The 18,080-nt window shown below is 73.4% G+C and carries 16 protein-coding genes; 10 read left to right on the top strand and 6 right to left on the bottom strand.

Features of this window, described 5'->3' with window-relative positions:
* Window positions 1-16: 16 nt before the first annotated feature.
* The gene (locus AC156L_RS36210; protein ID WP_330880113.1) at window positions 17-472 is read left to right on the top strand and encodes a PaaI family thioesterase; all 456 of its coding nucleotides are present in this window, start codon (window positions 17-19) and stop codon (window positions 470-472) included.
* Here AC156L_RS36210 and AC156L_RS36215 read toward each other — a convergent pair whose 3' ends face one another.
* Entirely contained in the window at window positions 473-826 is a 354-nt protein-coding gene (locus AC156L_RS36215) for an STAS domain-containing protein (RefSeq protein WP_330880115.1), read from the bottom strand.
* A 189-nt stretch (window positions 827-1,015) separates the two neighbouring features.
* On the bottom strand, window positions 1,016-1,489 hold the full coding sequence (locus tag AC156L_RS36220; RefSeq protein ID WP_330880117.1) for a MarR family winged helix-turn-helix transcriptional regulator: 474 nt from the start codon (window positions 1,487-1,489) through the stop codon (window positions 1,016-1,018).
* A gap of 147 nt (window positions 1,490-1,636) precedes the next feature.
* Here AC156L_RS36220 and AC156L_RS36225 point away from each other — a divergent pair, with 147 nt between their 5' ends.
* The 7 genes from AC156L_RS36225 to AC156L_RS36255 all read left to right on the top strand — a co-directional run bounded on the left by AC156L_RS36225 (window position 1,637) and on the right by AC156L_RS36255 (window position 11,939).
* Entirely contained in the window at window positions 1,637-2,815 is a 1,179-nt protein-coding gene (locus AC156L_RS36225; protein ID WP_484407671.1) for a PP2C family protein-serine/threonine phosphatase, read from the top strand.
* A 194-nt stretch (window positions 2,816-3,009) separates the two neighbouring features.
* Window positions 3,010-3,393 carry a MerR family transcriptional regulator gene (locus AC156L_RS36230; protein ID WP_330880121.1) on the top strand — a complete coding sequence of 128 codons (384 nt, stop codon included), beginning with the start codon at window positions 3,010-3,012 and terminating at the stop codon, window positions 3,391-3,393.
* Between the two features lie 55 nt (window positions 3,394-3,448).
* On the top strand, window positions 3,449-3,823 hold the full coding sequence (locus tag AC156L_RS36235; protein ID WP_330880123.1) for an STAS domain-containing protein: 375 nt from the start codon (window positions 3,449-3,451) through the stop codon (window positions 3,821-3,823).
* A gap of 41 nt (window positions 3,824-3,864) precedes the next feature.
* Window positions 3,865-4,455 (top strand): DinB family protein, encoded by a 591-nt coding sequence (locus AC156L_RS36240; protein WP_330880125.1) that lies wholly within the window; start codon window positions 3,865-3,867, stop codon window positions 4,453-4,455.
* A 157-nt stretch (window positions 4,456-4,612) separates the two neighbouring features.
* Window positions 4,613-9,142, top strand: a complete 4,530-nt coding sequence (locus tag AC156L_RS36245) for a HAMP domain-containing protein (RefSeq protein WP_484407673.1) — start codon at window positions 4,613-4,615, stop codon at window positions 9,140-9,142.
* A gap of 23 nt (window positions 9,143-9,165) precedes the next feature.
* The gene (locus AC156L_RS36250; RefSeq protein WP_330878790.1) at window positions 9,166-11,604 is read left to right on the top strand and encodes a SpoIIE family protein phosphatase; all 2,439 of its coding nucleotides are present in this window, start codon (window positions 9,166-9,168) and stop codon (window positions 11,602-11,604) included.
* A 47-nt stretch (window positions 11,605-11,651) separates the two neighbouring features.
* Window positions 11,652-11,939, top strand: a complete 288-nt coding sequence (locus AC156L_RS36255) for a DUF1905 domain-containing protein (protein WP_330878791.1) — start codon at window positions 11,652-11,654, stop codon at window positions 11,937-11,939.
* A gap of 4 nt (window positions 11,940-11,943) precedes the next feature.
* Here AC156L_RS36255 and AC156L_RS36260 read toward each other — a convergent pair whose 3' ends face one another.
* Window positions 11,944-12,453: an ATP-binding protein gene (locus AC156L_RS36260; protein WP_330878792.1), complete on the bottom strand. Its 510-nt coding sequence runs from the start codon at window positions 12,451-12,453 to the stop codon at window positions 11,944-11,946.
* Window positions 12,454-12,512: 59 nt separating this feature from the next.
* The gene (locus tag AC156L_RS36265) at window positions 12,513-13,994 is read right to left on the bottom strand and encodes a serine/threonine protein kinase (RefSeq protein ID WP_330878793.1); all 1,482 of its coding nucleotides are present in this window, start codon (window positions 13,992-13,994) and stop codon (window positions 12,513-12,515) included.
* Window positions 13,995-14,194: 200 nt separating this feature from the next.
* Here AC156L_RS36265 and AC156L_RS36270 point away from each other — a divergent pair, with 200 nt between their 5' ends.
* Window positions 14,195-14,623, top strand: a complete 429-nt coding sequence (locus AC156L_RS36270) for a DoxX family membrane protein (protein WP_330878794.1) — start codon at window positions 14,195-14,197, stop codon at window positions 14,621-14,623.
* A 51-nt stretch (window positions 14,624-14,674) separates the two neighbouring features.
* Here AC156L_RS36270 and AC156L_RS36275 read toward each other — a convergent pair whose 3' ends face one another.
* On the bottom strand, window positions 14,675-15,490 hold the full coding sequence (locus AC156L_RS36275) for a glycoside hydrolase family protein (RefSeq protein WP_330878795.1): 816 nt from the start codon (window positions 15,488-15,490) through the stop codon (window positions 14,675-14,677).
* Window positions 15,491-15,596: 106 nt separating this feature from the next.
* On the opposite strand from AC156L_RS36275, the gene AC156L_RS36280 reads away from it, so the two are divergent.
* On the top strand, window positions 15,597-16,601 hold the full coding sequence (locus tag AC156L_RS36280; RefSeq protein ID WP_330878796.1) for an AraC family transcriptional regulator: 1,005 nt from the start codon (window positions 15,597-15,599) through the stop codon (window positions 16,599-16,601).
* Here AC156L_RS36280 and AC156L_RS36285 read toward each other — a convergent pair.
* Entirely contained in the window at window positions 16,564-18,072 is a 1,509-nt protein-coding gene (locus tag AC156L_RS36285; protein ID WP_330878797.1) for a nitrilase-related carbon-nitrogen hydrolase, read from the bottom strand. The genes AC156L_RS36280 and AC156L_RS36285 overlap by 38 nt on opposite strands.
* Window positions 18,073-18,080: the final 8 nt, after the last annotated feature.

The raw sequence follows: 18,080 nt of genomic DNA on the forward strand, positions 1-18,080 counted from the left end.
TGATAATAGTTGAGGCATGACCACCGTTGACCCCACCGCGCTGTCCGGCCTCGACGTGATGCGCCACGCGCAGCGCACCCAGGACGTCGACGCGCCGCACATCGGCCGCCTGCTCGGCATGAGCTTCGACGAGGTCGAGGAGGGTCGCGTCGTGATGTCGCTGGTGACCCGACCCGACTTCATGAACCCGCTCGGCACGGTGCACGGCGGCATCGCCGCCACCCTGCTCGACTCGGTCATGGGCTGCGCCGTGCACTCCACCCTCGCCCCCGGCGTCGGCTACACCACGCTGGAGCTGAAGGTGAACTACATCCGGTCCGCCCGCACCGACGGCAGGCGGCTCGTGGGGGAGGGCAAGGTCGTGCACGCGGGCAGGCGCACGGCCACCGCCGAGGGCCGGGTCGTGGACGAGCGGGGTGCCCTGGTCGCCCACGCCACCACGACGTGCCTGATCCTCGCGCCGGAGGCCTAGTCAGACGGGGGCGAGGTCGGTGGCGGCCGGGAGGTCGACGTCCCAGGTGAAGCCGGTGAGGCTGAGCACGCGCGCCGCGGCGCGGCGGGGGCCGACGATCCGCACGCGGTGGCCGGTCGAGCCGAGGTGGAGGTTCAGCCTGGCCAGGAACGTCAGGCCCGCGCAGCCGAAGAAGGTCGCGCCCGCGAGGTCGACCACGACGTGCGACGGGGCTCCCGCGGCCAGTTCGAGGTAGGCCTGCTCCAGTCGCGCCGTGGCGGCGCGGTCGATGTCGCCGAGCAGGTCGACGCGGGGGAGGTCGTGGGAGCGGGAGAACCGGACCTGTCCGGTGGGCAGCACGTCCTGGATCGTCACGGGTCCGTGCCGCCTTCGTCTCGGGTACCAACTTCATCGTTGCACCACGACAAACGTTGTGACCTCAGTATGCACGTCCGGTGGTGGTAATTCCACTGAGCCCCAGGTGCTCTCGATGTCGGAACGACCCGTGCGCGGGTGTTTCCGCAGCTCACCGTCGGCAACATTTGTCGGAAGACAAAAAAGCGCTCAGGCGCGCCGTTCCCACGAGGTGGCGTCGTGCGCCGCGGCGTTGAACTCCGCCAGCCCCGTGAGCAGGGCTTCCCGACCCGCGGGCGACATGTCGCCGAGGATCAGGGCCAGTGCCTGGCGGCGGTTCCGGCCGACCTCGGCCAGCAGGGCCCTGCCGTCCCTGGTGAGCGCGAGCATGACCTCGCGGCGGTTGTGCACGCTCGCCGCGCGGGTCAGCAGCCCGGCCGCCTGCAACCGGTCGCACAGCCTGCTCGCGGAGGACGGGATGGCGTCGAGCTCCGCGGCGAGGCCGTTGAGGTTGATCTGGCCGTGGCGCTCCACGATGGCCAGGGCCTGCATCTGGGACGGGGACACCCGCGTCTTCGGCGTCCGCTGCGTGCGGTCCCACAGCGCGGTGAGCGCCTCGGCGGCGGCTTCCACGGCCGAGGACACGTCCGCGGTGCGCGGACCTCGACCGTGGCTGCTCGTCATGGCCCCTACTCTGGCACCTCGCCGCCCGCCGGAACAGCCCGGGGTCGAGGCGTCGACGGTTGTCGTCGGTGCGGACCGTACTGTCAGCCTGCTGTGCACGGAGCAGCGCGGGCCGAACGGCCGCGCGCCGACGACCTGGAGGCAACCATGAGCGGCGCCGACGACCGGTTGGTGCGCGCCGAGCGGGCGCTGCGCGCCAGTCCTCCCCACGCGCTGCTGGACGTCCTCGACTCGGTGCTGCGGAGCGACTTCGACGTCGCCGGGTCGGAGCTGCTGCTCGCGGACTACCGCCTGAACGTGCTCCAGCCGGTGACCAGGCTGCCGCACACCGCCGAGCCGATCTCGATCCGCACCAGCGCTGCCGGGCGCGCGTTCACCGCCCAGCGGACGCTGCTCGAACCGGTGCCCGGCGACGGCGTGGCGGCCTACGTGCCGGTGGCGGTGCGCGGTGACCGGCTCGGCGTGCTCGTGGTGACGCTGCGGGAGGTGCCGGGCGACGGTGCCAGGCGGGCGTTGGAGGACCTCGCGACCGCGCTCGGCCACGAGCTGGTCGTCGCCGAGCGGGACACCGACCTGTACCTGCGCGCCCGGCGGCGGGAGCGGCTGAGCCTGGCGGCCGAGATGCAGTGGCAGCTGCTGCCCGGCCGCGGCTGCGCCCGCGAGGAGTACTCGCTGGGCGGGCAGCTCGAACCCGCCTACACGATCGGCGGCGACAACTTCGACTGGAGCGCGTCCGCCGACCACCTGACCGTGACGGTCTCCAACGGCATGGGCAGCGGCATCCAGGCCGCCCTGCTCACCAACCTCGCCATCAGCGCGCTGCGCAACGCCCGCCGGGCCGGTCTCGGCCTGGTCGACCAGGCGTGCCTGGCGGACCAGGCCGTGTACGCCCAGTACGGCGGGGCCGAGCACGTGGCGACCCTGCTGCTGCGCTTCGAGCTGTCGACCGGCCGGGTCGGGGTCGTCGACGCCGGGTCACCCCACCTGCTGCGGCTGCGCGACGGCCGGGTCGAGCTGGTCCCGTTCGAGGAGCAGATGCCGCTGGGCATGTTCGAGAGCACCGAGTACCAGGAGCAGGACTTCCACGTCGAGCCGGGGGACCGGCTGGTCGTGGTCAGCGACGGCGTGCACACCGCCCGCTCGCCGCGCGGTGGCGAGTACGGCGCCACCAACCTGGACCGGATCATCCGCGACTCGCGCAACCTGCCCGCGCCGGAGGCCGCCAGGGCGATCATCACGGAGCTGCTGGAGTACCACGAGGGCACCGACCTGCTCGACGACGCGGTGGTGGTCTGCCTCGACTGGACGGGCACCGTCGGCCACTGACCCCTCTCGTGCCTCGTTCACCTGAATGAGTAAATCTGTGGTGGCTGGTGTAGACATTCGAGCATGGCTGTCGGTACCCTTCTGACCGCTGGAGGAGAGGAAGTCGATGGCGAGGTTCGTGGACCCCGGCGGCGCCGGTACCCCCGAGGGGTGTCCCGCCACCGCCGTCGAGCCTGCCGCCAGGCGGAGGCGCGATGATCCCCGACAACCACGACGAGGCCCCGACCCTGCGCTCGGTGGCCGAGAAGTTCGACGACGACCACTACCCCGCCTACACGACGGGCAGGGCCGCGGAGATGCTGAACACCTCGGCCGGCTTCCTGCGCAGCCTGGACGAGGCGAGGCTGATCGAACCCCAGCGCTCCTCGGGTGGGCACCGGCGCTACTCCCGCCACCAGCTGCGCCTCGCCGCGCGGGTGCGCGAGCTGGTCGACCGGGGCACCGGGCTGGGCGCGGCCTGCCGCATCGTGACGCTGGAGGACCAGCTCCGGGAGGCCAGGGCCGCGGTCGAGCCGCGGCACCCGCCCGGCGAGCCCTACCCACCACTGCGGGGCGTGCCGCCCCACCGACCCGACTGACGGCCGGACCGGCCGCACCGACACGCGGAAGCACACAGGGCAGAGGGGACGTTCCGTGCTGAACAGGTCGAAGGGTGACGTGCTCGTGGAGGTCGACCGCACTCCCCGAGCGTCGATCGTCACCGCGTCGGGTGAGCTCGACGCGACCACCGCGGGCGCGCTGGACGAGCACCTGCTCCTGTTCGCCGCGGGCGAGGCCGTGGTCCTCGACCTGACCGGCGTGACCTTCTGCGACTCCGTCGGCATCGCCTGCGTGCTGGCGGCGCTCCACCGGGGCGTCGACCTCCGCGTGGTCGGCTCCCGGCGGGTGAGCAGGGTGCTGGCACTGGTGGGGAGGGGGCTGGAGGAGCGGCTCCACACCTCGGTGGCGGAGGCGCTCGCCCAACCCGCCCAACCCGCCCGGCGGTACCCCGGCCTCCGTTCCGTGTAGCCGTCCCGCCCGCCGCGTCGCGGACCGAAGGAGTGCCGACCATGACCGGTCCCGATCCCAAGTCGGACCTCCACCACTACCTGGGGGTCGCTCGCGACGCCCTCCTCTGGAAGCTGGAAGGTCTCGCGGAGTACGACGTCCGCAGGCCCCTCACCCCGACCGGCACCAACCTGCTCGGGTTGGTGAAGCACGTGTCCGGGTGCGAGATCGGGTACTTCGGCGAGACGTTCGGCAGGCCGTTCCCCGACCCGCCCGCCTGGCTGCGGGACGACGCGGAACCCAACGCCGACATGTGGGCCACCGCCGACGAGGCGCGCGAGGACGTGGTGGGGCTGTACCGGCGGGCGTGCGAGCACGCCGACGCGACCATCACCGAACTGGCGCTCGACGCGCCCGGTGTGGTGGCCCACTGGCCCGAGGAGCGGCGCCGGGTCACGCTGCACCAGATCCTCGTGCACATGGTCTCCGAGACCACGCGGCACGCCGGGCACGCCGACGTCGTCCGAGAACTGGTCGACGGTGCCGTCGGCGTCCGCAGGGACCTGAGCAACCTCCCTCCCGGCGACCGGCGGTGGTGGTCGGGGTACCGGGACAGGCTGGAGACCGCCGCCAGGGAAGCGGGCCGGGGATGACCGGCCCGCCGCCCCCCGCGGCGGAACCGCTCGTCCGGGTCTCCGGCCCCGGTAGCGGGAACACCTCAACCAGCACGCGGCGTCGAGCCCCCTCCCCGACGCGGAGGGGCTCTCGGCGTTCCCGGCCACGGACCAGGTCCAGCGGAACGAGGGTGGAATGAGTGGCGTTGCGGCGGAAGCCTCCAGACCGGGCACCGTGGAGCACGTGGTCGACCAACCGGGGTTGCGGCAGCTCCTGGCGGGCCTGACCGCCGTGCGCGACGGCGACTTCGGCACCAGGCTGCCTGACGACGCCGACGGGCTGCTCGGCGAGATCGCCACGGTCTTCAACGGCATGGTCGACCAGCTGTCGCTGTTCACCTCCGAGGTCACCCGCGTGGCCCGCGAGGTCGGCACCGAGGGCAGGCTCGGCGGGCAGGCGCAGGTGCCCGGCGTGTCGGGGACGTGGGAGGACCTGACCGACTCGGTGAACGCCATGGCGGGCAACCTGACCAGCCAGGTCCGCGACATCGCGCAGGTCGCCACGGCGGTGGCGCGCGGCGACCTCTCACAGAAGATCGACGTGGACGCGCGCGGGGAGATCCTGGAGCTGAAGGAGACCGTCAACACGATGGTCGACCAGCTCTCCAGCTTCGCCGACGAGGTGACGCGCGTGGCCCGCGAGGTGGGCAGCGAGGGCAGGCTGGGCGGCCAGGCCGAGGTGCCCGGCGTCGGCGGCGTCTGGCGGGACCTCACGGACTCGGTGAACTTCATGGCGGGCAACCTGACCGACCAGGTGCGCAACATCGCCCAGGTCACGACGGCGGTGGCGCGGGGCGACCTGAGCCAGAAGATCACCGTGACGGCGCGGGGGGAGATCCTGGAGCTGAAGAACACCATCAACACGATGGTCGACCAGCTCTCCAGCTTCGCCGACGAGGTCACGCGCATGGCCCGCGAGGTCGGCACCGAGGGCATCCTCGGCGGGCAGGCGGACGTGAAGGGCGTCTCGGGCACCTGGCGGGACCTCACGGACTCGGTGAACTTCATGGCGGGCAACCTGACCGCGCAGGTGCGGTCGATCGCCCAGGTCGCCACGGCGGTGGCGCGGGGCGACCTGAGCCAGAAGATCACCGTGACGGCGCGGGGGGAGATCCTGGAGCTGAAGAACACCATCAACACCATGGTGGACCAGCTCTCCGCGTTCGCCGACGAGGTGACGCGGGTGGCCCGCGAGGTCGGCACCGAGGGCCGGCTGGGCGGTCAGGCCGACGTCGAGGGCGTGTCGGGCACGTGGAAGGACCTCACCGAGTCGGTGAACGTCATGGGCGACAACCTGACCGCGCAGGTGCGGTCGATCGCCCAGGTCACGACGGCGGTGGCGCGGGGCGACCTGTCGCAGAAGATCCGGGTCGACGCGCGCGGGGAGATCCTGGAGCTGAAGGAGACCATCAACACGATGGTGGACCAGCTCTCGGCGTTCGCCGACGAGGTGACGCGCGTGTCGCGGGAGGTGGGCACCGAGGGCAACCTGGGTGGGCAGGCCACCGTGCGCGGCGTCTCGGGGACGTGGAAGGACCTGACGGACAACGTCAACGTGATGGCCTCCAACCTGACCGGCCAGGTGCGGTCGATCGCCCAGGTCGCCACGGCGGTGGCGCGGGGCGACCTGTCGCAGAAGATCACCGTCGAGGCCAAGGGCGAGGTCGCCGCGCTCGCGGGCGTGATCAACACGATGGTGGACACGCTGTCCGCGTTCGCCGACGAGGTCACGCGGGTGGCCCGCGAGGTCGGCACCGAGGGCATCCTCGGCGGCCAGGCGCGCGTGCCGAACGTGGCGGGCACGTGGAAGGACCTGACCGACAACGTCAACTTCATGGCGGGCAACCTGACCAACCAGGTCCGCAACATCGCCCAGGTGACGACCGCCGTCGCGCAGGGCGACCTGACCCGCAAGATCGACGTCGACGCGCGCGGCGAGATCCTGGAGCTGAAGACGACCATCAACACGATGGTCGACCAGCTCTCGGCGTTCGCCGCGGAGGTCACCCGCGTGGCGCGCGAGGTCGGCAGCGAGGGGCGGCTGGGCGGTCAGGCCGAGGTCGAGGGCGTGTCGGGCACGTGGAAGCGCCTGACGGAGAACGTGAACGGGCTCGCGGGCAACCTGACCCGGCAGGTCAGGGCCATCGCCGAGGTGACGAGCGCGGTCGCCGAGGGCGACCTGACCCGCTCCATCACGGTCGAGGCCTCGGGGGAGGTCGCCGAGCTGAAGGACAACATCAACTCGATGGTGGGGTCGCTGCGCGAGACCACCAAGGCCAACCAGGACCAGGACTGGCTCAAGTCCAACCTGGCGCGCATCTCCGGGCTGATGCAGGGGCGCCGGGACCTCGCGGTCGTCGCCGAGCTGATCATGGACGAGCTGACGCCGCTGGTGTCCGCGCAGTACGGCGGCTTCTACCTCGCCGACGACAGCCCCGACGACCCCGAGCTGCGGCTGATCAGCTCCTACGGCCACCCCGACCGCCCGGACGACCACAGCCGCACCCGGTTCCGCTTCGGGCAGTCCCTGGTCGGCCAGGCCGCGCGCAGCCGCCGCACGATCGCGGTGGACGACGTGCCCGCGGAGTACGTCACCGTGTCCTCCGGGCTCGGCCGCGCCGCGCCCGCGAACCTGGTCGTGCTGCCCATCGTCGTGGAGGACCAGGTGCTCGGCGTCATCGAGCTGGCGTCGGTGCACCGGTTCACCGCCATCCACCGGGACTTCCTCGACCAGCTCATGGAGACCGTCGGCGTCAACGTGAACACCATCGTGGCCAACGCGCGCACCGACGAGCTGCTCGGCGAGTCGCAGCGGCTGGCGGCGGAACTCCAGGCCAGGTCGGGGGAACTCCAGGTGCGCCAGGAGGAGCTCCAGCGCTCCAACGCGGAGCTGGAGGAGAAGGCGGCGCTGCTGGCCACCCAGAACCGCGACATCGAGGCCAAGAACCTGGAGATCGAGCAGGCCCGCCAGGAGCTGGAGGCCCGCGCCCAGCAGCTCGCGCTGGCGTCGAAGTACAAGTCGGAGTTCCTGGCCAACATGAGCCACGAGCTGCGCACCCCGCTCAACAGCCTGCTGATCCTGGCCCAGCTGCTCGCCCAGAACCCCGGCCGCAACCTCACCCCCAAGCAGGTCGAGTACGCGGAGATCATCCACTCCGCCGGGTCGGACCTGCTCCAGCTGATCAACGACATCCTCGACCTGTCGAAGGTCGAGGCGGGCAAGATGGACATCACGCCGGAGCAGGTGCCGCTGCGCAGGCTGCTCGACTACGTCGAGGTGACGTTCCGGCCGTTGACCACGCAGAAGAGCCTGGGGTTCCAGGTGACCACCGCCCCCGGCGTCCCCGGCGAGCTGCTGACCGACGACTCGCGGCTGCGGCAGGTGCTGCGCAACCTGCTGTCGAACGCGGTGAAGTTCACCGAGACCGGCAGCGTCGAGCTGCGCATCGAACCGGTCGACTCCGCCGACCTGCCCGCGTCGGTGCGCCACCACGGGTCGGCCATCGCGTTCCGCGTGGTCGACACCGGCATCGGCATCGCCGAGCAGCAGCTGGAGTCGATCTTCGGTGCCTTCCAGCAGGCCGACGGCACCACCAGCCGCAAGTACGGCGGGACCGGCCTGGGGCTCTCGATCAGCCGGGAGATCGCCTACCTGCTCGGCGGGGCCATCGCGGCCGAGAGCACACCGGGCCGGGGGAGCACCTTCACCCTGTACCTGCCCGTGGCGCGCCCGGACTTCCAGGCGCCGCCGCACCCGCGCGCCGCGGAACCCCGGCCTGCCGCGGGCTTCGCGGGCAGGCAGGTGGCCGCGCACCACCAGCGCAGGCTGCTGGTGGTGGAGGAACGGGCGCGCGGCCTGCTCTCGCTGGTCGCCGAGAGCGCCGTGGGCGACCTCGCCGACAGCCACGACCCGCGCGGGCCCGTGGAGGTCGTCACCGCCGTCGGGGCGCGGGACGCCGCCGCCGCGCTGGCCGCGCGGGCGTGCCACTGCGTCGTGCTGGAGCTGGACATGTCCGACGGCGTCGCGCTCGACCTGCTGGAGGCGATGGACGGCGACGCCGGTCTGCACGGCGTCCCGGTGCTGGCGCACAACAACCGCCGCCTCGACCCGGACCAGGAGCGACGGCTCCGGTCGCGCACCGCGACGAGGCCGTTGGAGCTGCTGTCCAGCCTGGACGAACTCCGCGAGCGCATCGCCCTGCACCTCACCGCGGAGGAACCCGGCGACGTGCTCCCCCTCGTGCGCACCGAGGAACGGCCCGACCCCGTCCCCCGGCGCCGCGACGGGAAGCTCGCGGGCCGGACCGTGCTGATCGTCGACGACGACGCGCGGAACCTGTTCGCGCTCAGCAGCATCCTGGAGCTGCACGGCGTGGACGTCGTGCACGCCGAGAACGGCCGGGAGGCCGTCGAGGCGCTGTCGGGGCCCGTGCCCGTCGACCTGATCCTGATGGACGTGATGATGCCGGAGATGGACGGCTACGCCGCCACGTCCGCGATCCGGGCCATGCCCGAGCTGGCGAGCCTGCCGATCATCGCCGTGACGGCGAAGGCCATGCCGGGTGACCGCGAGAAGAGCCTGGCGTCCGGCGCCAACGACTACGTCACGAAGCCGGTGGACGCGGACGACCTGCTGGCGTGCATCCAGCGCTGGCTGGACACCTGAGCCGCGGGCGCGGAGGGAGTCCGGTGGACGGGCAGGTGCCCGCGGGCGAGGGGACGGCGCTGCGCAGGATGGCCGCCGCGGTCGAGCGGCTCTCGGCCGAGGTCCGCCGGGCGCGGGCCGAGGCCGACCGGCGGGCGGTGGTCGAGCTGGCCAGGGGCGTCCTGGTCGAACGGCTGGGGTGCGGCCCCGCGCAGGCCGCCCGGCAGCTCGCCGACCTCTCCGCGCGGGCAGGCGTGTCGCAGCTCGAACTGGCGGCGGACGTCGTCGACCAGGCGGCGCGGGGTCGGTTTTCCCCGGCTGCGGCGGAGCTTGTCGACCGGGTGTTGGCCGGGTCGGAGGTGGGGCAGGCGGCGGATGTCGTGGATGAGGTGGCGCGGGACTGGCCCTCCTCCACCACGGCGGAACCCCTCGACCACGCGCTCACCGGGCCGGAGCCGTCCGGGTCGGTCTCCCTGCGGCTGCGCACCGCCGAGAGCGGAGCCCTCGCCGCGGGTGACGGCTGGAGCGTGGCCGGGTCGCTGCTGGACCACGCGCTCGCCCCGCTGGGCGCCACCGCGGTGGCGATCTGGTCGGTGGGCGCGGACTCCTCACTGGCGCTGGCCGGGGCGGCGGGCTTCACCGCCGAGGAGACCGGGGGGTGGCGCTCCGTGCCGCCCGACGTGGCCACGGCGGCCCGGCGCGCGCTCGCCGAGCGGGACGCCGTGTGGATCGAGGACCTGGCCGCGTCGGGACTGCCGTCGATCGGCCACCGGCACCTGGCCGGCGGCCGGGTCGTCCTGCCCGCCGTGGTGGGCGGCCGGGTCCTCGGTGTGCTGGAGGTCTGCTGGCCACGTCCGCTGCCGCCGCAGCCACCGCGGGTCCGGCGCCAGGTGGAGGCGCTGGGGGAGCTGTGCGCCCACGCGCTGGAGAGCGACGCCGAGGCGGGCACGGCCGGTGGCCAGGACGACGCGGCGCGGCTCGCGGAGCTGGTGGCCCTGGCCGACGGGCTCCTGGACCCGGCGCTGGTCCTGCGGCCGGAGCTGACCGGCGGGGCCCTCGCCGACTTCCGGCTGCACCACCTCAACCCCCGCTTCCAGGACCTGGCAGGCCGGTCGCGCGAGTCCCTCACCGGGGCCGGGCTGCTGGAGGCGTACCCGTTCGCCGAGGCCGGGGAAGGCCTGTTCACCGCCGTCGAGCACGTCTACGCGACCGGCGAGCCGTTCCGGGCCGAGCGGATGGTCCTCACGGCGCGGTTCGAGGAGGTCCCGCTCACCGTGACCGCGGACATCGGCATCAGCAGGCACGGCGACTCCGTGCTGCTGGTGTGGCGGGTGCGGGACGAGACCGCGCTGCTGGTCGACCTGCTGCGCCACGCCCAGCGCCTCGGCCGCATCGGCGGCTTCGAGCAGGACACGGCCTCCGGCCGGATCACCTGGAACGGCGAGCTGTTCGGGCTCTTCGGGCTGCCCACCGCGGCCGGACCGGTCCCGCTGGCCGACCTGCCCGCGCACGCCCACCCCGACGACGCCGCCGCGCTCCACGGGTTCCTGCGCACCGTGCTGCACCACGGCAAGCCCGCGTCGACCGCGTTCCGGCTGCGCCGCCCCGACCGGATCACCCGCCACATCAGGGTCATCGCCGAACCCGTGCTCGACCGGGCGGGCCGCGTGGCGGTCGTGCGCGGCGCGTACCAGGACGCCTCCGCCCAGCACTGGACGGAGGTGGCGCTGTCGGCCACCCGCGACCAGCTCGCCCACTCCGAGCAGCAGGCCGCCGAGCAGAACCGGTTGGCGCTGCGGCTCCAGCGGGCGATCATGCCGCCCGCCCAGCCGACGATCGACGCCTTCGACCTGCGCATCGCCGCCCGCTACCGGCCCGCCGAGATCGAGCACCTCGTCGGCGGCGACTGGTACGACGCCGCCGTCCTGCCGTCCAAGCAGATCCTCGTGTCCGTCGGCGACATCACCGGCCACGGCATCAAGAGCGCGACCGGGATGGTCGTGCTGCGCAACGCGCTGCGCGGCCTCGCCGCGACCGGCGCCGGTCCCGCCCAGCTCCTGACGTGGCTCAACCTCGTCGCCCACCACCTGACCGACCACATCTTCGCCACGGCCGTCTGCGGGCTGTACGACCCGGCCGCCGGGGTGCTGAGGTGGGCCCGCGCGGGCCACCCGCCGCCGGTGCTGGTCCGCGACGGGGAGGCGACCGCCCTGCCCGTGCCGCACGGGGTCATGCTCGGCGCGCTCGCGGAGGCCGACTACGAGGAGCGGCGGGTGGAACTGCGGCCGGAGGACACCCTCCTGCTCTACACCGACGGGTTGATCGAGCGCCGGGACCAGGACCTGGACGAGTGCGTCCGGTGGCTGCTCACCACGTCCGCGGCGTTCACCGGGTCGCTGGAGCAGCGGTTGGACGACCTGCTCGTCCGCAGCGAGTCCGACACCGACGACGACGCCTGCATCGTGGGCGTCCAGCTCGGGTGAGCGGGTCGGTACCGTCGTCCCGCGCGGTCTGCTGAGGAGAGTGGTCGGTGGAGTTCGAGTTCGACGGTGAGCTGTGGTTCTGGCGCGGTCCCGCGCCGTGGTACTTCATCACCGTGCCGGAGGAGGACTGCGTCCTCATCCAGGCCGAGTCGTCGGCCGTGAGCTACGGCTGGGGCATGATCCCCGTCGCCGCCCGGATCGGGGAGACCCGGTGGACGACGTCGCTGTTCCCCAAGGACGGTCGCTACGTCGTGCCGGTGAAGGCGGCGGTGCGCCGGGCCGAGGGGCTGGAGGAGGGCGACAGCCCGACGGTGCGCCTGACCCTGCACGGGTGACGCGTCAGCACTCGGGGTGCTCGCGGAGCACGCCCCACACGGTCTTGCCCGGTCCGCCGTCGGTGGCGGGGCGCACACCCCACTCGTGGCACAGCTCGTGGACGAGCAGGACGCCGTGGTGGTGCGGGCCGACGGGGTGCGCGAGGTGCAGCACCGGTTCGGCGGGATCGCCGTCGGTGACCTCGACCCGCACGGCGCACCCCTCGCGGTCGACGCGGAGCCTGCGCGCGCTCCCGGTGTGCTGGTAGGCGTTCTCGACCAGTTCCTCCACCACCAGCAGCACGTCGGTCAGCACGTCGGGGTGCACGGCGGCGGCCAGGTGCCGGCGCACCCCCGTGCGGACCGACCACGGGCTGGGGTGGGTGCTCAGGTCGCGTTCCCAGGGCAGGAGGACCAGCGCCAGCACGTCCTGGACCTCGCTGATCAGCCGGGACACGGCCTGGGGCAGCGGGCCGCTCACCAGCGGTGGCCCGCCGGACGGCTTCGGTGCGCGACCGGGCTCGGAGTGCTCCATCACCGGACGTTCGCGGTGGCGGGCACTTCGGATCGGTTGTCGGGCGAACCCGTTCGGGTTCAGCCCCGCTGCCACCTCTGGTTGGCGCCCCCGGAGCAGTTCCACAGCACGACGGGGGTGCCGAACTCGGTGCCCGAGCCGAGGACGTCCAGGCACAGGCCCGACTGCGCACCGGTGATGGTCCGGTCCTCGTTGAGGGTCCACCTCTGGTTGGGCCCGCCGTTGCAGTCGTGGACGTCGACGCTCGTGCCCGGCTCGGTGCCCGCCAGACGGGCGTCCAGGCACTTGGTGCCGCCGTACACCCGCAGCTCGCCCGCCACCGTCGGCGCCCACCGCTGGTTGTCGCCGCCGTTGCAGTCGAAGACGGTGACCGCGGTGCCGTTGTCCGTCGCGTTCCCCGGCACGTCGAGGCACTTGCCCGACGCGTCCACGACCAGCGGTGCCGCGGTGGCCGTCGCGGGCCGCGGCGCCGAGCTGGACGTCGGCGCCGACCGGCTGGACGACGTGCCGGGCGGGGGAGTGGACGCCTCGGACCGCCCGTCCCGGTTGGCGTGGAGGAACGCGCCGCCGACGACCCCGACCAGGACCAGCAGCGCGGTCACGAGACCGGCGGCGGCCCGGCGGCGGCTCCGGCGCTCGTCCGCGGCGGACCTCGGCGGCAGGGTGAAGGTCGAGGTGGACCGGTCGCGCAGGTCCACCACCAGCGTCGGCGTGGGCGCCGTCGTCCTGGCCACGGCGTCGAGGGCCTCGGCGGTCTCGGCCATCGTCGGCCTGGCGCGGGGGTCCAGGGCGAGCAGCCCGGCCAGCAGCGGGGCCAGCGCCCCGGCGCGTTCCGGCGGCCGGATCGTGCCCGCGGCCGCTCGGTAGAGCTGGGCGATCGAGTTGTCGGAGATCCCGAACGGCGGCACGCCCTCGACGGCGTTGTAGAGCGTGGCGCCGAGCGAGAACACGTCCGACGGGTATCCGGCCTCCTGGCCCCTGGCGACCTCGGGGGCGAAGAACGCCGGGGTGCCCGCGTACTGCCCGGTGGCGGTCGCGGTGGTGTCGTCCAGCGCGCGGGAGACGCCGAAGTCGGTGATCTTCACCGCGCCCTCGGCGCCGAGCAGGACGTTGCCCGGCTTGACGTCGCGGTGCACCACGGACACCCGGTGCGCCGCGGCCAGCGCGTCGGCCACCTGCTTGCCGATCCGCACCACGTCGCCGACCGGCAGCGACCCGCGTTCCGCGAGCACCGCCGCGAGGCTCTGGGACGGCAGGTACTCCATGATCAGCCAGGGCTGGCCGTCGTGCTCGACCACGTCGTGGACGGTGACGGCGTTGGGGTGGTGCAGCCGCGCGGCGATGCGCCCCTCGCGCTGGGCGCGCCGCCGGGCCTGCTGGACGGCCTCGGCGTCGAGGTGCGGGGGCAGCAGGAGTTCCTTCACGGCCACGACGCGTTCGAGCTTCAGGTCACCCGCGAGCCACACCACGCCCATGGCTCCGGCGCCGAGCTGCTCCCGCAGCTCGTAGCGCCCGGCGATCAGCCTGCCCTGCTCCCCCACGTGCCACTCCCGGTCCGGCTGACTGACGGTGCGGCGATGGTAGTGGAGCCCGCGGGCGGGACGGGACGGGAGGCTCGGCGGGAACGCGGTGGGAAAATGTCGGGAGAAAGTTCCGGTGGCGTGTCGATCCGGCCCCCTCCCGTTCGACGCGGGGGTAGGGCCAGGCACCACGAGCCTGGCGGAACCGGGGAGGAACCACCATGACCGCCACGACCACCACGACCGCTCGGCGCACCACCGCTCTCCGCCACCTGCCCGCCGCGGGCCGCGTGGTGCTGGGTCTGCTGTTCTCCGTCACGGGCCTCAACGGTTTCGTGGGTTTCCTGCCGCAGGACACGTCGGGAATGACCGACGGGGCCGTGGCCTTCAGCGTGGCGCTGGCGCAGACCGGGTACCTGATGCCGCTGGCGATGGGCGTCCAGCTCGTGAGCGGGATCCTGCTGCTGGCCAACAGGTTCGTCCCGCTCGCGTTGGCGCTGCTCGCGCCCGTGGTGGTCAACATCGTCGCGTTCCACGTCTTCCTCGCGCCCACGGGTCTGACCACCGCCGCGGTGGTGGCGGCGCTGGAGGTCGGGCTCGCGTGGGCGTACCGCGACTCGTTCCGGCCGATGCTGCGCGCCACCCGCTGACCGGCGGTGGAACCCCTGTTCCCGCACCCCGTGCGGGAACAGGGGTTCCGGTCAGCCCACCGAGCGGTAGGCGACGCCCGTCGCGTTGGGCGTGGTGCCGGTGTACAGGCCCGTGCGGTGCGTCGTGGTGGACAGCGTGAACCACGAGTAGCGCTCCACGAACGACAGTCCCTGCATCATCGCCGCGGAGTTCTTCGCGAACGCCGCCTGCTGGTCGGACGAGGGGTAGCGCGGCGTGCCGGTGGTGAAGTCGATCAGCGCGTACTCCGTGAGCCAGATCGGCTTGCGGTAGCGGTTGTGCACGTTCTGGAGGTAGCTCCGCAGGTGGTCGACGGCCGCCGCCGAGAAGTCGCTGCCGTACCAGTGCAGCGGGATGAAGTCGACGCGGTAGCCGCGGGCGGACGCACCGCCGAGGAACCGGTCGAGCCAGCCGCCCGGCGTGTCGCCGCCGTAGGCCACGGCGGGCGCTCCGAGCCTCATGCCGGTGCCCTGGAGCTGCGGCCACAGCTGGAGGGCGTGGTCGACGGTCATGTTCGCCTGGCCGCCCAGGTCGGGCTCGTTGAACGCGAGCAGCGTGGTGCCCAGGGACTTCGCCTGGTTGAGCTGGGTCGGGTTCACCGCGCCCGCGCCCCAGATCATCGGCACGAACTCCGTGCCCGCCGGGTTGGCGATGCCCTGCTTGTCCGACGCCCAGGTGTAGAACCAGCCCGCGCCGACGTCGCTGAGCGCGGTCGTGACACCCGCGAAGTTGGCGGCGCTCACCCCTTTCTTCTTGACGGCCGGGACCGCCGACGCCGGTGACGGCACCAGGGTGAGCGCGATGAGCAGGGTCAACGCCATCGACAGCAACCGGTGTGCGGTGCGCATGCGGAACGTCCCTTCCACGACAGCGCGGCGGCGCGGGCGGTGCTGATCACATCGTGCCGCAGCAGGCGCCCCGTGTCGCCGGTCGGGGGGATGGCACGCTGAGGGGGTGGCCGTCTCCGGTGTCTCGATCGAGTTCGTCCGCCCCGCGCTCGCGACGGGTGGGGTCGACGTCCGCCGGGTGCTGCGCGAGGTCGGCGTCGACGCCGCGGCGTCGCGGGTGGACTGCGACCGGGTGGTCGCGCTGGTGCGGTCGCTGTGGCGGCTCACCGGCGACGAACTGCTCGGTCTTGGTCCGCGACCGGTCCCGCTCGGCACCGTCCGCCTGATCGCGCTGGCGGTGGTGCACGCACCGGACCTGCGCGCGGCGCTGGGCCGCGTGGTCGAGTTCGCCGCGCTCACCACGGGGTACACGCGCGGCAGGCTGGTGGTGGACGGCGGGGTGTGCCGGGTCGAGTTCGCGTCCGAGCAGGACGTGGTGGACGAACCGGTGGCGCTGGAGGCGGTGCTCGCGTTCGCGCACCGGTTCGCGGGGTGGCTGGTCGGGCGGCGGATCGTCCTGACCGGACTCGCGTTCCCGTTCGCCGAACCCGCGCACAGCGCCGAGTACGACCACGTCTTCGGGGTGGCGGCGGCGTTCGGCGCTCCCGCGGCGTCGCTGAGCTTCGACGCCGCCCACCTCGGCGCGCCGGTCGTGCGCGACGAGGCGGCGCTGGAGGCGTTCCTGCGCGAGTCGCCCGAGGACCTGATCATGCTCCGCGACCACGGGAGCACGACCGCCGACCGCGTCCGCCGGATCGTCGAGCAGGACCCCGGCGTCCGGGTCGACGCCGCTGCCGCCCGGCTCGCGATCAGCGGCCAGCACCTGCGCCGCCTCCTGCGGCGGGAGGGCACGTCGTTCCAGGGCATCCGGGAGGACGTCCTGCGCGGCCTCGCCGTCGCGGGCCTGCGACGCGGTCGCGAGTCCGTCGAGGACCTGTCCCGGCGGCTGGGGTTCTCCGAGCCGAGCGCGTTCCGCCGCGCGTTCGCCCGGTGGGTGGGGAGCCCGCCGGGCGAGTACCGGGCGCGGTACGCGGTCAGGTCCGCGAGCGGCGCCGCGCGAGACCGGCCATGAGCACGGTGGCGGCCGTGCAGAGCCAGGCGAACAGGTCGCCGACGACGCCGTGGACGGTCGTGACCCGCCGCGTCGGCACGTCGGAGTGCACGACGTGGGTGTCGGAACGCGCGTGGTCGTGGGCGGTGAGCACCCGGCCGCGCTGGTCGACCGCGCCGGACGTGCCGAACTCCGCCTGGCGGACCACCGAGTAGCCGTTCTCCACGGCCCGCAGAGCGGCCTTCTGGCTGTGCACCGCGCCGACCTCGGCCCAGTCCCGCGCGGGCACGAGCAGGATGTCGGCGTCCACGCGGGCCAGGGCCGGGAAGTCGGCGTCGAAGCAGGTGAGCGTGGCCAGCCGCCCGTGGGGCGTGTCGACCACCGGCACCACGCCGTCGCCACCGGGGTAGCCCTCCAGGCCGGGGATGGGGCGCGCCTTGTCGTAGGTCCACACCCGCGTGCCGGTCGGGTCGAACAGGTGCGTCCGGTTCGCCGCGTGCGGGGCCTGCGGCAGGTACAGGTACACCGCGACCTGGAGGTAGACGCGCTCCTCCCGCGCGGTCCTGGAGGCCTCGGCCAGGAACGCCTCCTCGTCGGCCGCCAGCACGTTCGCCGCCTGCTCCGACCAGAGCACGATCTCCGCGCCCGCCCGTGCCGCCTCCCGCGTCCTGGCGAACAGGTTCGCGGTGACCTCCTCGAACGCGGGCCGCACCTGCGCCGGGTCCCGGTCGACGACGCCCCGCGGGGTGAACTCCTCGCCGATCAGGTCCCGCAGCTCCTCGGTGACCGCGGTGTCCGGGCTGATCCCCGCCACCCGGACCGTCCCGCCCGGAGCGGGGGTCGCGAGCACCGCTCCGCCGCCGATCAGCACGAGCGCGAGCACGAGCCCGTAGGCGCCGACGACCCGCCGGTCCACCGAGCGCTCCCACACGTCGTTGGCGACGGTCGCGCCCCAGCCGACGAGGAACGCGACGCCGTACAGGCCCGTCACCCCGGTGAGCTGGAGCAGCGCGAGCGACCCGTGCTGGGTCGGGGCGAGCACGCCGTACGCCGCGCCGAACGGGCTGATCGCCGTCATCAGGAACTCGGTCGCGGCGACCGCCGCCGGGAACAGCAGCAGCGCGGTCACCCGGCGGGCCCTCGGCGCGACGAGCCGGTCCAGCGCGTACGGCAGGGCCGTCACGGTGCTGAGCGCGACCAGCCCCACGAGGGTGGTCGCCGTCATCGGCACCGCCGTCTCCACCGCCCAGAACACCCCCGCCGCGACCGACGCCAGCCACACCGCGGGCAGAGCCGCCGCGGGGCGGCCCGCGCGGGTGAACCGCAGGAGGAACACCGGGAACAGCCACGCCGCCACGGGGACGTCGAACCGGCCGTGCACGGCGAAGAGCCACAGCACGGCGCCGACCCCCAGCCAGACCCACCGCCGCCGGTCGGGAGCGGGGTCCCGCCCCGGTGCGACCCGCTGTCGTTCGAGCTGCTCGGTGCTCATCGTTTCTC

This window comes from Umezawaea sp., from assembly GCF_057122925.1.